The organism is Synechococcus sp. MIT S9507 (assembly GCF_047304715.1).
Lineage (GTDB): Bacteria > Cyanobacteriota > Cyanobacteriia > PCC-6307 > Cyanobiaceae > Synechococcus_C.
On the sequence record NZ_CP138970.1, the window covers coordinates 209,627 to 227,241 of the forward strand.

A 17,615-nucleotide genomic window follows, 5' to 3' on the forward strand; every position below is an offset into this window, starting at 1 on the left:
TCAGCTCGTCGGAGAGATGCCCTTGCCATCCAGCAACGGCAGGCTGAAGCGGATCGCGAACCTGCCTGGAACAGACCCAGCATCGATCTCACCGCTATGGATGCACTCGAGACTGCCGCCATGGAGACGGGCCACGTGGGACACAATGGCGAGCCCCAGACCGCAATGACCCTGCTGACCTCGGGATGAATCAAGTCGGTGAAAAGGTTGTAATGCCTCATCCCATTGCTGAGCTGGCATCCCCTCACCCTGATCCCAGACCTCGATGCAGCAGCGAGCATTTTCGACATGCAGGCGCAAAATGACCGGAGCAACTCCGTAAGAGAAAGCATTGTCGACCAGGTTGGCGATTGCACGACCGAGAGCAACAGGTTTGACCGAAACTGAAAGCGGAGCCAGGTCGAGTCGCAATTGATCAGCGGGGTGGCTGCTGGCCACTTCCGCCAGCAATTGATCCAGGGGAACCTCCACTGAGGTTTCACCGTCACCACCGCCGGCAAAAAGCAAAAACTGCCCGGTGATGCGTTCAAGAGACTGGAGATCTCCAGCACAACGCTCCCGCTCATCTGCTGACAGCTGCGGCATGGACAGACGGAACTGAAGACGGGTGATCGGTGCTCTCAGATCATGGGCAATGCCGGCAAGCATCGTCGCTCGTTCGCGACGATTGGCAGCCAGCCTCTGCACCATGGCGTTGAAACGCAGCGTGAGGCGCTGAACTTCAGGAGCTCCACGTGCCCTGACCGCGTCAGGATCCTCGCCATCACCCACTCGAGAAAGCGCTTTCTCCAAACCCCGCAGCGGTGCCTCCACCTCCACCAGCAGAAACAGTCCGCCGCAGATGATGCCGGCGCCGACCAGTGAAAGCCCAAGCAGCGTGGGCTCCGGAGGCCATCGCATCATCGAGGGCACGTCAACACGCAGCCAGATGGGCTCAAGAGGAGAAATCAGTTCAATCCACACACTGCGTTCACCGCGCGCAGCTCGGTCGGGCAGCACCATTGGACAGTGAGAGAGTCGTCGACAGAGCTGAAGCTGGAGCGCTTCGGCTTGACGTTTAAAGGCCGCTGAGGGGGGGAGCGGTGCGGGTTTGGGACGAACCGTGACCTCAAGATCAAGACCACTCAATTCAGCAACCAGATGAGGGGGGTAACGCTCCAGTGCCAGCTCAGTGAGCCGCACGTTGAGGGCGAGATCCCTTCCGAGCTGAATCGTCTGCAACTGTTCCAGTTGGCGACCGAAGAGAGCCTGGAACACCACCAGACAAAAAGCCGAACTCCCGAGAGCCAGGCCTCCCCATCCCAGCAGAGCAATGAGACGCTTCTGCCAGGGACGGGAAGGCATCGACAACAGCCGTGAGAGAGAAATCAGCGAGATCGCGGCTGGCCGTCAGGAACGAACACATAGCCGTAACCCCAGACTGTCTGGATGTAGCGCGGACGGGTTGGGTCCGGCTCCACCAGTTTGCGCACTCTTGAGACCTGCACGTCCATGCTGCGACTGTCTGTGTCGCAGCCGGGCCCCCGAGCAAGCTCGATCAACCGTTCCCGCGACAGAGGGCGGTGCGGATGCTGGACAAACGACGCTAGAAGACTGAACTCGCCACTGGTGATCACAACAGGCTGACTTTCACGAGTCAGCGTTCGGGCAGCCAGATCCAGCACATTGTCTCCAAACACCACATCACCACCCTCAGCCAGAGGTGTGCCTGCGGGCAGAGCACTGCGCCGCCTCAAAACAGCTTCAATCCGCGCTGAAAGCTCCCGGGGGAGAAAAGGCTTGGCCAGATAATCATCAGCCCCCTGCTCCAGGCCGATGATGCGATCCACGCCTTCTCCACGAGCCGTCAGCATCACTACCGGCAGGTCATCGCCAGCATCCCTGAGGCGACGAAGAGCAGTCAGCCCATCATCACCGGGCATCATCAGGTCGAGCACGATCAGATCAGGTCGCTGAAATTCCAGACGGGCCTCCAGCTGCTTCACGTCGCTGAGACTGCGTACGTCGTAGCCCTGATCCAGCAGATAGGTCCCAACCATCTGACGCAAATCAGGGTCATCATCGACCACCCAGATCATCGAAGTGCGGGGCATGGGTTCTGTCGCTGCTTCAAGGTGCACTGATCGTATGGATCCCTTTGCGTCCTGTCGCGCTGAAACGGACCTTGTCACAGCTGAACTGGTCATTGTCATGGCTCAGACATGTCCGTGTCAGCAAAAGTCCATATGCTCCGTTTATGGCGAAGCGCTTGTCACAACCTGTGTTGATGGTCTTGGTGCTGACTGGGATCCAAAGTGTTATTCCGTACGCCTCTGCACTGGCGAATCCACAGAACGTTCAGATTTACGGGCGCAGAATGGAAGCCCTTTTCCTGCAGATGGACGTGAACGGGGATGGTCGACTGGAGTCAGGCGAAGTCAAAGGGCAACTCTATTTCGAACGGCGCCTGCAACGCCCTGATTCACGCGGTTATCTGTTGCTCGAAGATGTCAGCCCTTTGAGCCCCCATCCGAGTGGGCAGCGACTGCAGAAACGCTTCAACCAGGCTGATCGCAACGGTGATGGACGAATCGATCGCAATGAATGTCAAGCACTGCCCTGGTTGAGCCGGAATTTTGTGAGCTTCGATCTCGACGACGATGGTGGACTGACGCTTGAAGAGCTGTGGACAGTGCAGCGATCACTCGCTCCGCGCCACTGACATCATCGTCTGGACCGTGGCCGACGCTGGATTGGTTTGCTCGGCTTGGTTCTGACAGGGTTGATCAATCTTGTGAAGGATTTAACAAGGCGAAATCCGCCCGACACCAAGGCCAGAAGGCCAGCCACCAGCAGCAGTGCAATCAGGATGACCGCTGCCAGACCGAGGAATGCCTCAAGAAGCTGACCAAGGCCTCGGATCAGGTCTGCAATGGCTTCGCTGACCACCACCATCGCATCAATCCTCTGAGGCAACCAGCTCAGAAATGCCAGAAGACCTGAGCCAATCGCAAGCAACAGAAGACCTTCAACCATCTGGCGGCCGACTGAAACTGACCGAGCCCGAGTCCGTTTGCTGAACACTCTTCGGGGCTTGGACACGGCACTGAGAGATTTCAGATTGGGCGCATTCATGACATCAGACCCCGGCTGAACGATGTGACAAGCCCAGGATTGACACTGCTGATCGAAAACGAGCGGGATCCTGGTGGCAGGGACTCAACCGTCCAAACAAAAATGGGGTTGAAGTTGAACTGAATCATTGCCATTTGACGACTGGAACAATCCAGGCATTCTGAGCTGACTCGCTCAGAGGTCAACGATCTTGCTCGGATTGCGAGGAACCGCTGAGAGGAGTTTCCGGTTTGACTTCGTTGGCCGGCTCAGGCTGGGGGGGTTGCAGTTGAGGCAAGGGCAGCAGAAGCCCGAGAATGGCCAGAGCGGCGACGCTGGCACCCCCGAGCAGTGGAGTTGTGAGCCTCTGCGTCAAGGGAATCCGCTCGACAAGATCCCGACGAGGGAGTGGCTCGTGCTCAATGGATGGCCAGGCGAGACAGACACGAGCGTCATCACGCAAGGCATCGAGACAGCGGACGAGATCGGCCAGTTGGGCATCATCGAGGTGGATCGAGAGTGGAGGAATGTCCGCTTGACCACTGGTGAGGTCAAGACGATGCTGAGATCCATCGGGGACCAGCCGCACTGGATCATTCAGGGCTCCAATGGAGCGAACCACCCCTGAAAGCCGTAAACGCACGTAGGGAATGACAACCTGCATCAACGACTCGAGATGTTCGCGTTTGCCTTCGAGCTCCGAAGCACCAACGATTTTCAAGCGCCATGAAGAGAGGATTCCGATGGCCTGGCCAGCATGACCGGCAGACAAGTCGGGAAGGCCGTCAACTTCGAGACGTGCAGTGGTCTGGTCGTAGCGGAAGGACTGTTTGAGCATCGCCATTCAAGGTGTCGGATCAAGAAGACTGGCTCGAAGACGATCCACACCGCCGGGCCCTGCAGACAGTGCCAGCGTCAGGACCAGCTGTCGCAGCAAAGGCCCTTCGGGCTCACTCCCCAGGAAACGCTGGATGGCGCCACGACGGAGGTTCATGCGCTCTTCGATGAGATCGCGTAAACGCTGATGCACCAGTCCCCAGCGCTGGCGGGTGAGATCTGGCGGCTCTTTAGAGGAGAGCAACTGGTGAAGCATTGGATAGAGCCGGTCGGCCATGGCGCAGAGGATTCTGATCAATGCCTCTGTTTCCACAGCACTGAGCTGACCGCGCCTCGTTGAACGTCTGAGCGGGTTATGGCAACGGCGTTTCCACAGCTCAACCCGATTGGGAAAGATGGTCTCAAAACCAAGCTGACGAGTGGCCCAGAGCATGGCTTCGCCCCCGTTCAGATCAAGTGATTCGACCGTGAGCAGAAGCAGATCAAGACGCTCGAGAGCTCTGCGACCAAGCAGCGCATCAGGGATTGAACGCTCCACAACATCGCTAGGGATGACTTCGGTCATGTCAGGCATGACACATACAACAGAGGAAGACAGGCAAAGCGCGTTTTCCAACCTCGCCGTCGATGTAAACCTCTCATCACAACCAAGGTGAAAAGCCCCGGGAATCAGTCCAACGCGAGAAGAATGACACCGAATGCGTTTGGTTGCACCTGTATGACTGACGGGTGATAAACAGTCTGGAGTTTCAGCCTCTCTCAGGGCACCAGTCAGATCAAGCCACACGATCGCAGCATGAGGTTGGGGCTTGTCAAGCAGACCGGAACAGTTAGTCAGGCAATGAACAGGATCCTGCAGGTGCAAAACCTGAGAACCCATTTTTCAGGGGGCAAATGTGACGCAGATATCCATGACGCACCGGAAACTCCTTCAAGCATTTGATCAACTGAGACAACGCGCAATGAAATAAGAGCAAACGGCATATCGATGGGAGAGCAGGGTTCTGGCAACAATGAGCAAAAACAGGGCCTAGTCCTTTAACAACCTCACATTTAACGTTTAACCCTATTGTGTAGGCGATCAGAACTTCAGCATCGCGCCAAATCAACAAAGTTACAGAGCAAGTGGAAGTTGAATCATCCTTTAAGAATGATTCGGAACAATAAGTAAAAACAATATAAATTGAACATCGATCAAACGAAATTCCGCATCAAATCATCAGCTCTATTTTATGCGATTGAGAGGCAAAAAAAATCCCAGCAGAGATTGATCAACAACAGGTTGATCTCCAGCGACCACGTTGAGATATGGTGGCATCGTTATTGCACAAAGCTGTTTAACGAGTGAACAATTCAAAGCGCTCCACGGACATCTTCAGTGCTTTCAAGCACTTGCTTGGTTTTAAACAAACAACAAGCCAACAAATGCTTAGTCATGAGTTAGTTGGAATAGATTATTTGTGCGTAATCCTGGTGTGCATAGGGGCTGGATACTTTGCTGCCCTGCAAGGATTTGACTCACTTCCTGTCAATGCAGATTCATTCGCTCCATTCGAAGAAGCAAAGAGCCTGATCAGCAACCCCGAAACGCATCTATTCAATATTCACTTTTCAAGAATACCAAGCATCTTTCCAGACATAACAATCAATGCATTAGTACAACTCATATTCCCGAAGGCGGGATTTCTGGAGATATTCAGCATTTATTCCTGGGTAACGTCATCACTCTTTCTACTGCTGGCGACACTTTTAATTCAACAAATTCAATCAGTCACTCAATCCTTAACTGCTATTTCGATCAGAGTTAGCTTGGTCACAGTCAGCCTGCTGAACATAAGCCATCAATTCAACATAATTTATGCCCACGTCATCACTCCTGTACATCATGGCGGCAACATACTAAACACCTTACTTCTGCTGACTCTTGCCTTACAGCTGCTCAAGCGAACAGAAGCGAGAAACATAAGGCTTGCGCTCTTGATCTTGACAACGCTGGCTGTGCTGTCCAACAAAATCGCAATTTTCACCGCAGTGTTTCCAATAGGATTTTTAATTGTCTGTTATCTACGAGGCAATGAACGGAGAAATTCGCTCATTCAACTGGCCCTGTCAACGGCAGCAGGCCTAGTGCTTGGAAGCTTGTTAAATGAACAATGCGCCAATCCAAAAATAAATTTATTTGGCACAGGTTCCGCCTTTATTCACTATTTTCAACTCAGCTGGGTCACATCAGTGAGTGCGGTATTTTCGATTTTTTCCCTTTGGTTTATTTATAGATCAAAAAGTACATTGTCGCAATCAACCAGCGCAGGATTGACGGCAATATCATTAAGCAGTCTCTCTTATTTTTTATACCTGCCGGTCATAACAAGCAGTGGAGACGCTCCCATTCGCTACATTTGCATCGCATATGCATTGATTGTAGTATCTTTTGGATATTACATCAACACTATGAGGAATTACCAGTATCCCATAGTGTTAATTACGCTCGTTACTGTTACTGTACTTTCCTTTAAATCGCCGGTAGGCCCCTACCTCAATTTAAAAGAACATCAATCGCTGAAGCAAGCGCTCCTAGAAAGGAGCGAGAGAATTGAACCGTTCAAGAATGATGCTGCACGTTTCATTCACAAAATGGGATATGACAACTATCTTGGCCTGGGTGATTACTGGACAGCGGGCGCGGCACTGGTCACTAATTCAAAGCTTCAGATTGTTCCCATTCTTAAATCAGGCAATCCAGATTTCTGGGGAGCCACACCACAAGACATCAAACAACAGATTCAACCTCTCGAAAAAAGCAAAGCTTATGTAGTAGTAGAATATTTGCAGAGTCGGGTCAATCAAAAATTCCAAAAAAAGATCCAAAGCAAATACGGGGAACCAGATATCATATGGAATTACGATGATGAAAACAGAACATTTACGAGAGACGAAATCGATACCAACAACAAGATACTTGTTTATGATAATCCTGAAATCTACAAGAGAATCTCCAGAAAATCAAAAAAATTCAAGAGAGAATGCAATAAAGCGAGTCCGAACTATAGGGTTCGCTGAGAGCCTCTAAATGCTTGAAACAAAAAAGTCCTTTTAGCTGAAGCCATTGCTTGTCATAGATTGTTGTTGTCACATCCTTTTAAGGGATCTAAAGCTCAGACCATAGAAAAGCAGAGAGGGAATCAACCTAGCTATCAATATTGTTAATCATGTTCAATTAAGAATTGGCTGCACCGCAAAAAAGCTGAAATTCACTCGTCAAACATGACTTTTATATCAACTTTTTTCATGTGAGCGTTTTTCAATGGTGACAAACAGAGCAAAGTCAAAATTGCAATACCTCTTCAGCAGGAACAGTTTAAAATACAAGATATGATTCTCATTTTTTAAAGAGTGGAGAACTCGAAGCAATTGGCGAACAGTTTCAAAGCCATTGGAAGTCTTATAGGAATCAGCAAAGCATCCAGCCAAACGATACGAACAAAACAATTAGTAAAAGTTGATTACCTATGCCTATTTCTCGTTTGCATTAGTGCAGGTTACTTAACAACTCTGCAAGGATTTGCTGCGCTACCCATTAATGCAGATTCACTCGCGCCATTCGAAGAGGCAAAAAGCCTGATCAGCAATCCAGACACTCATCTTTTCAATATTCATGTTTCACGAATTGCAAGTATTTTCCCAGATCTGACAACCACTATTCTCTTACAGCAGATTCATCCTCAAGCTGGTTTTCTAGAGATCTTCAGTCACTATGCCTGGTTTTGCTCTTCACTGTTTCTCCTGCTTGCCACAGTACTGACCCATACAATCAATTCAAAACAAAATACGCTCACAGCAGTTTCGATAAAAATTAGCCTTGCAACTATTATATTGCTAAACATCAGCCTGCAATTTAACATTGCATATGCTCATTTAATTACGCCTGTTCACCATGGCGGAAACATATTAAATACAATATTAATTCTGATACTGTCAATAAATACGATTAAATCTCAAAACAAGAATATAATGATTCTTGGCATGAGCTTGCTGACTGTTCTTGCGACGATGTCGAATAAGATCTCAATATTTTCAGCCGTCATACCCTCTATCATCATTTTCATAATTTTTTTAAAAAGATCACAGAAACGGAACTATTCAATATCGCTGATTCTTGCAACAGCAGCAGGAGTCTTCATAGGCAGCCGCTTTAATGAACAATGTGCCACACCCCAATTCAATCTTTTAGGAACACTGTCAGCATTGAGTCAATACTTTCAAGCAAGCTGGATCACGTCAGCAAGTGCAATACTATCAATTGTGTCAATTATTTATGCAATAAAGTCTAATCAATCAAGTTTAGATTTCCCAATACAAACAAAAGCTGGCTTACTCACTATTTCACTAAGCAGCCTTTCCTATTTTGTTTATTTGCCAATGCTTACAAGCAGTGGCGAAGCACCAATTCGATACATTTGCATTGCATACGCATTGATACCCGTTTTCTTTGTTATCTACCTCAACAGAATAAAAAATCATCAACAGTCCATTGCACTTTCAACAATGCTGGTCATTACCTTGGTTTCTTTTCAGGGTACAGGAAGAAACAATATTAATATTACCAAACTTCAATCTTTAAAAGATACTCTGATCCAGAGGAGCGAACGTATCTTACCTTTTAAGAATGATGCAGCAAAGTTTATTAATGAAATGGGATATAATGCCTATTTGGGTTTGGGGAATTACTGGATTTCAGGTGCCACACTGGCTACGAATTCCAAAATACATGTTATTCCAATTCACTACACAGGATTTCCAGACTTTTGGGGAGCAACACCTCAAGACGTACGTTTGCAAATCAAATCCTTAGACCAAGAAAAAACGTATCTTCTCACAGAAGATGATGAATTTAAGCAAAATTTTGAAGAAGAATTTGGACCAGCAGTGAAAACATGGAATTACAATAAAACTGAGCGGGCATTCACACTCGAACCAATCCAGACAAGCCAGAGGATTCAAATTTACACCAACCCAAGCATCTTTAAAAGAGTGAGAAAACATTCGATTGATTTCAAGCGTCAATGCAACCCCTCATTGCCTAATTACAGCGAAAGATAAAAGTATCAATCCCAGAGCCTTGACTGATCGCTTGTGTTAGCCAAAAATTGGTTATTGAAGTAATGGCGCCTCGTTACGAGAATTGATGGGAGTGGGCCTTGATTGCCAGAGGATGCACTGATTCTTCACGAATGACACCAACTCAACGTTGATAAACCATCGAAACATTAACTGAACATCCTGCCCAACAGTGAGTGATGAAAGCAGCAAGGTAGAGAAACTAAGTCCACTACCACCTGAGTTTCAGGCGCTGCCCAGAGGCGCCTCAGATACTGAAAGCGTTCAATCTTCGCAGCGGTGCAGAGCAGACGCAGAGAGCAACAGGTTGCTTGTGTGAAGCCAAATGCACTTGGATCCGCTCGAAGCACTCTGCAGAGAGCTGAAAAGTGTGATGGACTGAAACTGATATGGCACCTACCGCATCCAAGTATGAAGACAATTTTTTCAGTAACGCATAGAAATCCATCAGCCCGGAGACTGAACTTGATCTGTCGATCTCGTCTCCACTTCTGACGGGTGTGTTCAAGCGCTCAAACGGATTCGGATCATCGAAAAGACTGCCGTCAGATAACGACCGTCAGCAACGACTGCGATGATGCAAGGGTTGAGGCCTTTCAATCAACAGCCTGTGGATCTTCGTCAGTTCATTCGCGATGTACCGGACTTTCCAAAATCAGGAATTCTGTTCCGCGATATCTCACCAATGCTGCGTGACCCCCGTGGATGGCGCGAAGTGATGCAGCAGCTTGGCCGCGTATGCGATCAACTCAAACCTGATCTGATCGTGGGAATTGAGTCGAGAGGCTTCATCGTGGGAACTCCACTGGCCTTTCAGCAAGGGCTTGGCTTTGTACCGGTGAGAAAACCTGGGAAACTTCCAGGCGCTGTGATCGGTGTTGATTACACCCTTGAATACGGCAGCGACCGTCTTGAAATCCAGAGCGATGCTCTTGTTGACGGCTCAAGGGTTCTGCTGGTGGACGATCTGCTGGCAACAGGAGGAACAGCAGCCGCCAGTGTTGAACTGATTCAGAAAGCCGGAGGCAAACTCGTGGGCTGTGGGTTCGTCATCGAACTCTCTGGTCTGCAAGGACGGAATCGATTGCCGGAGGGACTGCCGGTTGAATCACTTGTCCGTTACGGCTGACAAGACTTCGTAGCCTGCTATCCAGCCTCTGCGATTCAGCAGCAACCAGCATCAGTCCTGCTGCTGCTGCCAGTCGAGGACCTCCTGATATTGCGTGAGGTTGAGCAATCCAAAGCTCCAGAGCACAACAGGCAGAGGCGCCTGCTCAAGCTGGGCCTGACGAATTCCCAGATTGATGGCATTTTCGCTCAATCCCAGCCTTTGCTGAAGGAATCTGATCAGCGCTCGGGAAGCCACTGGTTGTGGATCACTGCTAATCACCATCACTGCAGAGCGAGGTCTTTATTTTGGCAGCGGTTTCAGCAGGTTGCCCGGTCCGTCGCTCATCGCCGACAGACTGAGTCGCCTGATCCAATTGAAACGCTTCAGCATGAAGAGCGAGAGACGCCTGAAAGGCATCAGCAGAGGATTGTGATTGGAAAAGAAACGAATCAGCAGATCCGTTGACAACAAAACTCCCAACAGATCAATGCGTCGACAACGGGAATAACGTCGAGCCAGCGATGGGTAAGCGATCTCTCCGCGCTGCATTGCTGCGGTCAGATTCAAAAGGCCACTGACATCTCGCCAACATAGATTCAAGCCCTGACCGCCGACCGGGTGGCAACGGTGACCAGCCTCTCCCACCAGAAGCAGGGATCCACGGTGGAGACGTGGCGCCAGACTTAATTCCAGTGGGAAAGCTCCAGGTTCGTCGAGCAGTTCGACACCATTCACACCATCAGGAAGGAGGGTGTTCAATGCCGACAAAAGTTCGGATGGAGAAGAGGCCGCTCGATCTCGACATCGCTGCAGCGGTGCACTCCAAACCAGCTGGTAACGGTCCTGCCCCAGAGGCAGAACGGCCATAGGACCTTCCGACCGGAACAGTTCGTAAGCACAGTGTTGGTCGGCTCCAGTCAAGCGCATCTTCACGGTTAGGCAGCCCTGGTTGTAAGCGTGGGACCAGTAGGGAACCTCAGCCCTGCGACGCAACATGGAGCGAGGTCCGTCCGCAGCAATGATCCACTGGCGGGATCGAGAGTTGGAGAGAGCCTCCACTGCTGGGGTGGCGTTATCCAACTGCAACAGAACCTGATCAGAGGCCTTGAGCCTCTCCAGCAACAGACTCATCAAGGGTCGATGGTCAAGAATCCACCCGATCGCCTCTGAGGCGCGGTTGGCAGGTCGCAGATCGCGAACATGAAACCAGGCCGTGCTGAGGGCGGAGCAGTCATCAAGCCGCAGAGAGCGGAAGGGCTCCATCTCGCCCCGCAAGGCATCCCAAAGACCGAGATCGTGCAGTAGACGCCTGGACGAGTGTGTGATCGCATAGGCACGGCTTCGCGCCAACAGCAACTCCGCACTCAAGCGATCCTGAAGAACAACGGAAAAGCCCTGTTGCGCAAGACCTAGCGCTAACAGGGCTCCCGTTGGACCGGCACCAACGATGTGAAACCTGTGTTTACAGGCTGTGACAGCCGAATCTCGCAGTTGAGGGGCAGCTGTCACCACATCAAACAATCAGCCAATGCCGAGAAGACCACGAGTGAAAGCTTCACCACCCAGAGCGAATTCCGTGGCCAGCAAAGCAATGAAACCAAGCATGGCCATACGACCATTCAGCATTTCTGCGCGCTCGTGGAAGCCCCAGCCACTCTCCGTATCCACCACTTCCATGCGGGGTTCTGTTGCGAAAGCATTGAGACGACCACCATCTTCTGTGGTCACGGTGGCGCCGCGGATGCCGGGAGCGTTGGAAGGTGCCTGAGACATGTTCAACCTGACTTATTTACACAGCGTAACGCATTATTAAGAACTTTTACGCAAGCGAATTCTGCAGAGATCCTCAAATGCCGGCCTGAGCAGGAAGGGATACTCCCCGACCCAGAGCTTGAGCTGGGGAAGCCAAGCATCGGTCAGTGCACCGACACTCGAAAAATCCTTGCGCTCACTGAGAACAATGCAGCGAATCAGAACGCCTGGCCGAATGGCCGAGTGGGTTTTGGTCATCGGGAAACTGACTCTTCCCAGGTAGCCGTCTTCATCTGCCAGCTCGAGGATCAGCCAGGTTCGGCGGTTCTCAACCAGCTCAAGACGCCCGCTGGAGTCAGCCTGCTCGCGCTGATTCTCCACCCGCTCTTTGGTGTAAGCCTCGATCACCTCCCCTTCAAAAAGCGCGGCCGATGGATACCGACGCAGAGACGCATTCCTGCGACCCGCCTCAAGAATCGGACCCCAGAGGATGTAGAGGAGCAGAACAACCCCGGCAATCAGCCAGACAGATCCCCAGCGGTTGAAGGAAAGGCTCTGACTGATCAGAAGAGTGATCACACCACCGATTCCTGAGATCAGAAGACGCTGCAGAATTTTGCGCGGATCTCCCAGAGCAAACCTGAACTGAGTACCGGTCGCCACAGCCGGTATCAACGTCTGCAATTCACCGGGACGCAGTGGAATCAGCATGAAAAAGTCAGATCAGCCTCTCCAGGCCATAAACGAGTCCTGGCAGCTGTCTCACTTTGCGCACGCACAACAGAACGCCAGGCATGTAGGCAGCACGGTCAATGGTGTCGTGGCGAAGCGTATAGGTCTCACCCGGAGCACCGAACATCACTTCCTGATGAGCCACCAGCCCGGGCAGGCGCAGGGAATGCAGACGCAGCCCACTGGGACGTTCACCACCACGGCTGCCCTCGAGCGACTCTTGCTCATCAACCTCTGCGGAATTGAATGTTTTGCCCAGCTCCTCCATCAGCTCTGCAGTTTTGATGCAGGTTCCACTGGGAGCATCAGCCTTGCGGTTGTGGTGAAGCTCAGTGAGTTCTGCATGGTTATAAAAACGTGCTGCGGCAGCCGCGGCCTGCTGGAGCAGCACCATTCCCACAGAAAAATTGGGGATCACAGCTCCGCCCACGGAGGCCTTTTCTGAAAAACTCTGCAGATCCTTGAGTTGCTCAGGAGAAAGACCTGTGGTTCCGATCACGGGATGGACGCCGTAGGCGATGGCGGCTCGGGTGTTCGCGTAGACCACCGATGGATGGGTGAAATCCACCATCACCGCACCTTTTTGGGGGCCAGCATCCCGTACTGCCTGACTTGTGGCGCAAAGACAGCCCTCAAGGTCTGCCGTAACGGCGATTTCTATGGGCCCCAGGCCAATCAGCTCGCCGATATCGGCTCCTTCCTTTCCAGGTGTGGTGTCTACAGCCCCCACCAGGTGGCAGTCCGCTGAGGAGTGAACCGCACGGATCACCTCTGCGCCCATGCGCCCCAGTGCTCCGGTGACCAACACGGGGATCGACTGATTCTCAGCAGCGCTCATGCCAGGGATGTCTCTCGTCAGAGCCTATTGGCAGATCGAGTTGTAACACCGCGAGAAAACATGCGCGTAGAACTGCTCGTCGCCGTAAAGTTCTTTACACAGCTCAATGTGCGCCGATGTTCACACAGGTCCGCTCCGCCAATCGCCGCGTGGCTCCTGTGGAGGGTCAGAACCATCAATCCGTCATGAAGGCGGTGTACGTGGTGCTTGAGCCCCAGTACCAGAACGCACTCACCCAGGCGGCCACCGCTCTGAATGCCAGCGGAGGCGAGCTCGGTATCGAACTCAGCGGCTACCTCATCGAGGAACTTCGCGACGACACCAATTACGACGACTTCAAGCAGGATGTCGCTCAGGCTGATGTGTTCATCGCCTCGCTGATCTTCATTGAAGATCTGGCTCAGAAGGTTGTGGATGCCGTCACACCGCATCGTGACCGCCTCAAAGCCGCGGTTGTGTTCCCCTCCATGCCGGAGGTGATGCGCCTGAACAAGCTCGGCAGCTTCTCGATGGCTCAGCTCGGACAGAGCAAAAGTGCCATTGCAGGGTTCATGAAGAAGCGCAAGGAAGCTGGTGGTGCAGGTTTTCAGGACGCCATGCTCAAGCTCCTGAACACCCTTCCCACGGTTCTCAAATACCTGCCCGTTGAAAAGGCGCAGGATGCGCGCAGCTTCATGCTCAGTTTCCAGTACTGGCTGGGTGGCACGCCCGACAACCTGCGCAACTTTCTGCTGATGCTGGCGGATAAATACGTCTTCCCGGCGTCAGAGGGAGAGGAGCGTCCTGTCATGGACGTCGCCGACCCTGAGGTCTTCCCCGATCTCGGCATCTGGCATCCACTGGCACCGTCGATGTTCGAGGACCTCAAGGAGTACCTCAACTGGACGTCGAGTCGAACGGACCTTTCCGAGGAAGCTCTCAAAGGCCCAGTGATCGGTCTTGTGCTGCAACGCAGCCACATCGTCACAGGAGATGACGCTCACTACGTGGCCACGATCCAGGAACTGGAGTTCCGCGGGGCTCGCGTGATTCCGATTTTCTGCGGTGGTCTCGACTTTTCCAAGCCCGTCAACGCGTTTTTCTACGACCCTCTCAATCCCGAGCAACCTCTGGTTGACGGAATCGTTTCGCTCACGGGTTTCGCCCTGGTCGGCGGCCCTGCTCGTCAGGATCATCCGAAGGCCGTCGAGTCGCTGAAGAAGCTCAACCGCCCTTACATGGTGGCTTTGCCACTGGTTTTTCAGACAACCCAGGAATGGGAAGACAGCGACCTCGGACTGCATCCCGTGCAGGTTGCACTGCAGATCGCGATCCCGGAGCTGGACGGAGCGATCGAACCGATTGTTCTCTCCGGCAGAGACGACGCCACCGGAAAGGCACACACATTGCAGGACCGTGTCGATGCCATCGCTGAACGCGCCATCCGATGGTCGTCGCTGCGCATCAAACCCCGCGACGAGAAGAAGCTGGCGATCACGGTGTTCAGCTTCCCTCCTGACAAGGGCAATGTCGGCACCGCGGCCTATCTCGATGTGTTCGGCTCGATCCATCGCGTTCTGGAGGAAATGAAAGCGAAGGGGTATGTCGTGAAGGATTTGCCTGCCACACCCCGGGCACTGCTGGAAGCGGTGATCAACGACGCCGATGCCATGCAGGGATCACCGGAGCTTTCGATCGCCCACCGGATGAGCGTGGAGGAATACGAACGTCTCACCCCTTACTCGGAACGGCTGGAAGAGAACTGGGGGAAAGCTCCCGGCAACCTCAACAGTGATGGACAGAACCTGCTGGTGTACGGCAGACACTTCGGCAATGTGTTCGTCGGAGTGCAGCCCACCTTCGGCTACGAGGGTGACCCCATGCGTCTTCTCTATTCGCGCAGCGCCAGCCCTCATCACGGATTTGCTGCTTACTACACCTATCTGGAAAAAATCTGGAAGGCCGATGCGGTGCTCCACTTCGGCACTCACGGTTCGCTGGAGTTCATGCCCGGCAAGCAGATGGGGATGAGCGAAACCTGTTATCCCGATTCCCTGATTGGATCGCTGCCGAACCTCTACTACTACGCAGCCAACAATCCATCGGAAGCCACCATCGCCAAGCGTCGTGGCTACGCCTCAACGATCAGCTATCTCACCCCGCCGGCGGAGAACGCCGGCCTTTACAAAGGTCTCAAGGAACTTGGGGAGCTTGTTGGCTCCTACCAGCAGCTGCGTGAAGGTGGCCGAGGCATTCAGATCGTCAACACCATTGTTGAAACGGCTCGTCAGTGCAATCTCGACAAGGATGTTGATCTTCCCGAGAACGATGCCGCTTCCCTCGAACTCGAAGGGCGGGACGCCCTGGTGGGTGCCGTTTACCGGCAGCTGATGGAGATCGAGAGCCGTCTGCTTCCCTGCGGACTCCACACCATTGGCAAACCTCCCACCGCCGAGGAAGCCGTTGCCACCCTCGTGAACATCGCGGCTCTGGAGCGGGATGAGGACGAACTTCGCTCACTTCCAGGCCTGTTGGCTGAATCGATCGGACGGACGATTGAAGACGTTTACAAAGGAAATGACAATGGTGTCCTCGCTGATGTGGAGCTCAACCGCACCATCACCGAGACATCGCGTGCAGCAATCTCCGCCATGGTCCGGTCAGTGACCGGCAGTGATGGACGGGTCAACCTCCGCAACAACTGGTCATGGTTCAGCGATCTTTTGAACCGCTTCGGCTTCAAGCTGCCTTCCCCATGGCTCAAGGCCTGCAAAAACAACGGGTTCAGTGGGATCGATGCAACGGAACTCGACAGGCTGTTTGGCTATCTGCGTTTCTGCCTCGAGCAGGTCTGCGCCGATATGGAGATGGAGAGTCTTCTGAAAGCACTCGATGGTGAGTACATCCTCCCCGGGCCTGGCGGCGATCCGATTCGCAACCCCGGAGTTCTCCCCAGCGGTAAGAACATCCACGCTCTCGACCCTCAGGCGATTCCCACCAGGGCTGCTGTCGCCGCGGCCAAAGGGGTCGTGGACAAGTTGATCGAGCGTCAACGCGAAGAGCAGGGAACCTGGCCCGAAACCATTGCCTGTGTCCTCTGGGGGACAGACAACATCAAAACCTATGGGGAATCTCTGGCCCAGATTCTCTGGTTTGTGGGCGTGAAGCCCATGCCTGACTCAGTTGGTCGGGTCAACAAGCTCGAGCTCATCCCTCTTGAGGAGCTGGGACGCCCCCGCGTTGATGTGGTCGTGAATTGCTCTGGAGTCTTCCGAGATCTGTTCATCAACCAGATGGCACTGATTGATCAGGCCGTGAAGATGGCAGCCGAAGCTGATGAGCCGCTTGAGCAGAATTTTGTTCGCAAACACACTCTTGAGCAGGCTGAAAAGGAGGGAAGCAGCTTGCGGGATGCGGCGTGTCGAGTGTTCTCCAATGCCAGTGGCAGTTACAGCTCCAACGTGAATCTGGCCGTGGAAAACAGCACCTGGGAAGAGGAAGGCGAGTTGCAGGAGATGTATCTCTCCAGGAAAACATTTGCTTTCAACGCTGATAATCCCGGTGAGATGAATCAGAAGCGTGATGTTTTCGAAAATGTGATGAAAACCGCTGACGTCACCTTCCAGAATCTGGATTCCGCCGAGATCTCCCTCACCGATGTGAGTCACTATTTCGACTCCGATCCCACCAAACTGATTGCCGGTTTGCGTGATGACGGAAAGGCACCCACCAGCTACATCGCTGATACCACCACAGCCAATGCTCAGGTGCGATCCCTGAATGAGACGATTCGTCTCGACTCGCGCACCAAACTGCTGAATCCGAAGTGGTACGAGGGCATGCTCGACTCTGGTTATGAAGGTGTACGAGAAGTCGCAAAGCGCCTTAATTTCACTCTTGGCTGGAGTGCCACCAGTGGTTCAGTTGACAACTTTGTCTATGAAGAAGCCAACGACACGTTCATCAACGATCCGGAAATGCGCAAGCGTCTGCTGGATCTGAATCCCAACAGTTTCCGCCGCATTGTGGGAACGCTGCTTGAGGTGCACGGTCGCGGTTACTGGGAAACTTCCGACGAAAACATCGAACAGCTTCAGGAGCTCTACCAGGAGGTTGAGGATCGGATTGAGGGTGTCACGACCGCCGAACCCTGAC

Annotated in this window: 15 protein-coding genes; 5 read left to right on the forward strand and 10 right to left on the reverse strand. The window is 52.6% G+C overall.

The features are described from left to right. Window positions 1-1,344 carry an ATP-binding protein gene (locus tag SIB83_RS01115; RefSeq protein WP_413746518.1) on the reverse strand — a complete coding sequence of 448 codons (1,344 nt, stop codon included), beginning with the start codon at window positions 1,342-1,344 and terminating at the stop codon, window positions 1-3. 23 nt (window positions 1,345-1,367) lie between these two features. Next, window positions 1,368-2,093, reverse strand: coding sequence for a response regulator (locus SIB83_RS01120; RefSeq protein WP_413403025.1), 726 nt, complete (start codon window positions 2,091-2,093; stop codon window positions 1,368-1,370). A gap of 143 nt (window positions 2,094-2,236) precedes the next feature. Here SIB83_RS01120 and SIB83_RS01125 point away from each other — a divergent pair, with 143 nt between their 5' ends. Further along, complete coding sequence (locus SIB83_RS01125; protein WP_413746519.1) at window positions 2,237-2,701, forward strand: EF-hand domain-containing protein; 465 nt, start codon at window positions 2,237-2,239, stop codon at window positions 2,699-2,701. A gap of 2 nt (window positions 2,702-2,703) precedes the next feature. Here the strand turns inward: SIB83_RS01125 and SIB83_RS01130 are convergent, their stop codons facing one another. From SIB83_RS01130 to SIB83_RS01140, 3 genes are all read right to left on the reverse strand, one after another. Beyond that, the gene (locus SIB83_RS01130) at window positions 2,704-3,114 is read right to left on the reverse strand and encodes a hypothetical protein (RefSeq protein ID WP_413746520.1); all 411 of its coding nucleotides are present in this window, start codon (window positions 3,112-3,114) and stop codon (window positions 2,704-2,706) included. Between the two features lie 181 nt (window positions 3,115-3,295). Beyond that, the gene (locus tag SIB83_RS01135) at window positions 3,296-3,937 is read right to left on the reverse strand and encodes a DUF4335 domain-containing protein (RefSeq protein ID WP_413746521.1); all 642 of its coding nucleotides are present in this window, start codon (window positions 3,935-3,937) and stop codon (window positions 3,296-3,298) included. Continuing rightward, entirely contained in the window at window positions 3,938-4,495 is a 558-nt protein-coding gene (locus tag SIB83_RS01140; protein WP_413746522.1) for a DUF3038 domain-containing protein, read from the reverse strand. Window positions 4,496-5,274: 779 nt separating this feature from the next. Between SIB83_RS01140 and SIB83_RS01145 the strand changes: the two genes are divergently transcribed. The 3 genes from SIB83_RS01145 (at window position 5,275) to SIB83_RS01155 (ending at window position 10,177) form a co-directional block, all read left to right on the forward strand. Continuing rightward, on the forward strand, window positions 5,275-6,990 hold the full coding sequence (locus tag SIB83_RS01145) for a hypothetical protein (protein WP_413746523.1): 1,716 nt from the start codon (window positions 5,275-5,277) through the stop codon (window positions 6,988-6,990). Window positions 6,991-7,341: 351 nt separating this feature from the next. After that, window positions 7,342-9,030 carry a hypothetical protein gene (locus SIB83_RS01150; protein WP_413746524.1) on the forward strand — a complete coding sequence of 563 codons (1,689 nt, stop codon included), beginning with the start codon at window positions 7,342-7,344 and terminating at the stop codon, window positions 9,028-9,030. A gap of 592 nt (window positions 9,031-9,622) precedes the next feature. Next, a complete protein-coding gene (locus SIB83_RS01155) occupies window positions 9,623-10,177 on the forward strand; it encodes an adenine phosphoribosyltransferase (RefSeq protein WP_413403037.1) in 555 nt (184 codons plus the stop codon). Window positions 10,178-10,228: 51 nt separating this feature from the next. Here the strand turns inward: SIB83_RS01155 and SIB83_RS01160 are convergent, their stop codons facing one another. From SIB83_RS01160 to dapB, 5 genes are read right to left on the reverse strand one after another with little or no spacing between them, the layout of a single operon-like run. After that, on the reverse strand, window positions 10,229-10,441 hold the full coding sequence (locus SIB83_RS01160) for a DUF2949 domain-containing protein (protein ID WP_413403039.1): 213 nt from the start codon (window positions 10,439-10,441) through the stop codon (window positions 10,229-10,231). Window positions 10,442-10,459: 18 nt separating this feature from the next. Next, complete coding sequence (locus SIB83_RS01165) at window positions 10,460-11,668, reverse strand: FAD-dependent monooxygenase (protein WP_413746525.1); 1,209 nt, start codon at window positions 11,666-11,668, stop codon at window positions 10,460-10,462. Between the two features lie 12 nt (window positions 11,669-11,680). Continuing rightward, complete coding sequence (locus tag SIB83_RS01170) at window positions 11,681-11,932, reverse strand: chlorophyll a/b-binding protein (RefSeq protein ID WP_413746526.1); 252 nt, start codon at window positions 11,930-11,932, stop codon at window positions 11,681-11,683. 36 nt (window positions 11,933-11,968) lie between these two features. Next, complete coding sequence (locus tag SIB83_RS01175) at window positions 11,969-12,622, reverse strand: hypothetical protein (RefSeq protein WP_413746527.1); 654 nt, start codon at window positions 12,620-12,622, stop codon at window positions 11,969-11,971. 7 nt (window positions 12,623-12,629) lie between these two features. Next, window positions 12,630-13,481 (reverse strand): 4-hydroxy-tetrahydrodipicolinate reductase, encoded by an 852-nt coding sequence (gene dapB / locus SIB83_RS01180; RefSeq protein WP_413746528.1) that lies wholly within the window; start codon window positions 13,479-13,481, stop codon window positions 12,630-12,632. A 116-nt stretch (window positions 13,482-13,597) separates the two neighbouring features. Between dapB and SIB83_RS01185 the strand changes: the two genes are divergently transcribed. Next, window positions 13,598-17,614, forward strand: a complete 4,017-nt coding sequence (locus SIB83_RS01185; RefSeq protein ID WP_413746529.1) for a magnesium chelatase subunit H — start codon at window positions 13,598-13,600, stop codon at window positions 17,612-17,614. Window position 17,615 lies beyond the last annotated feature (1 nt).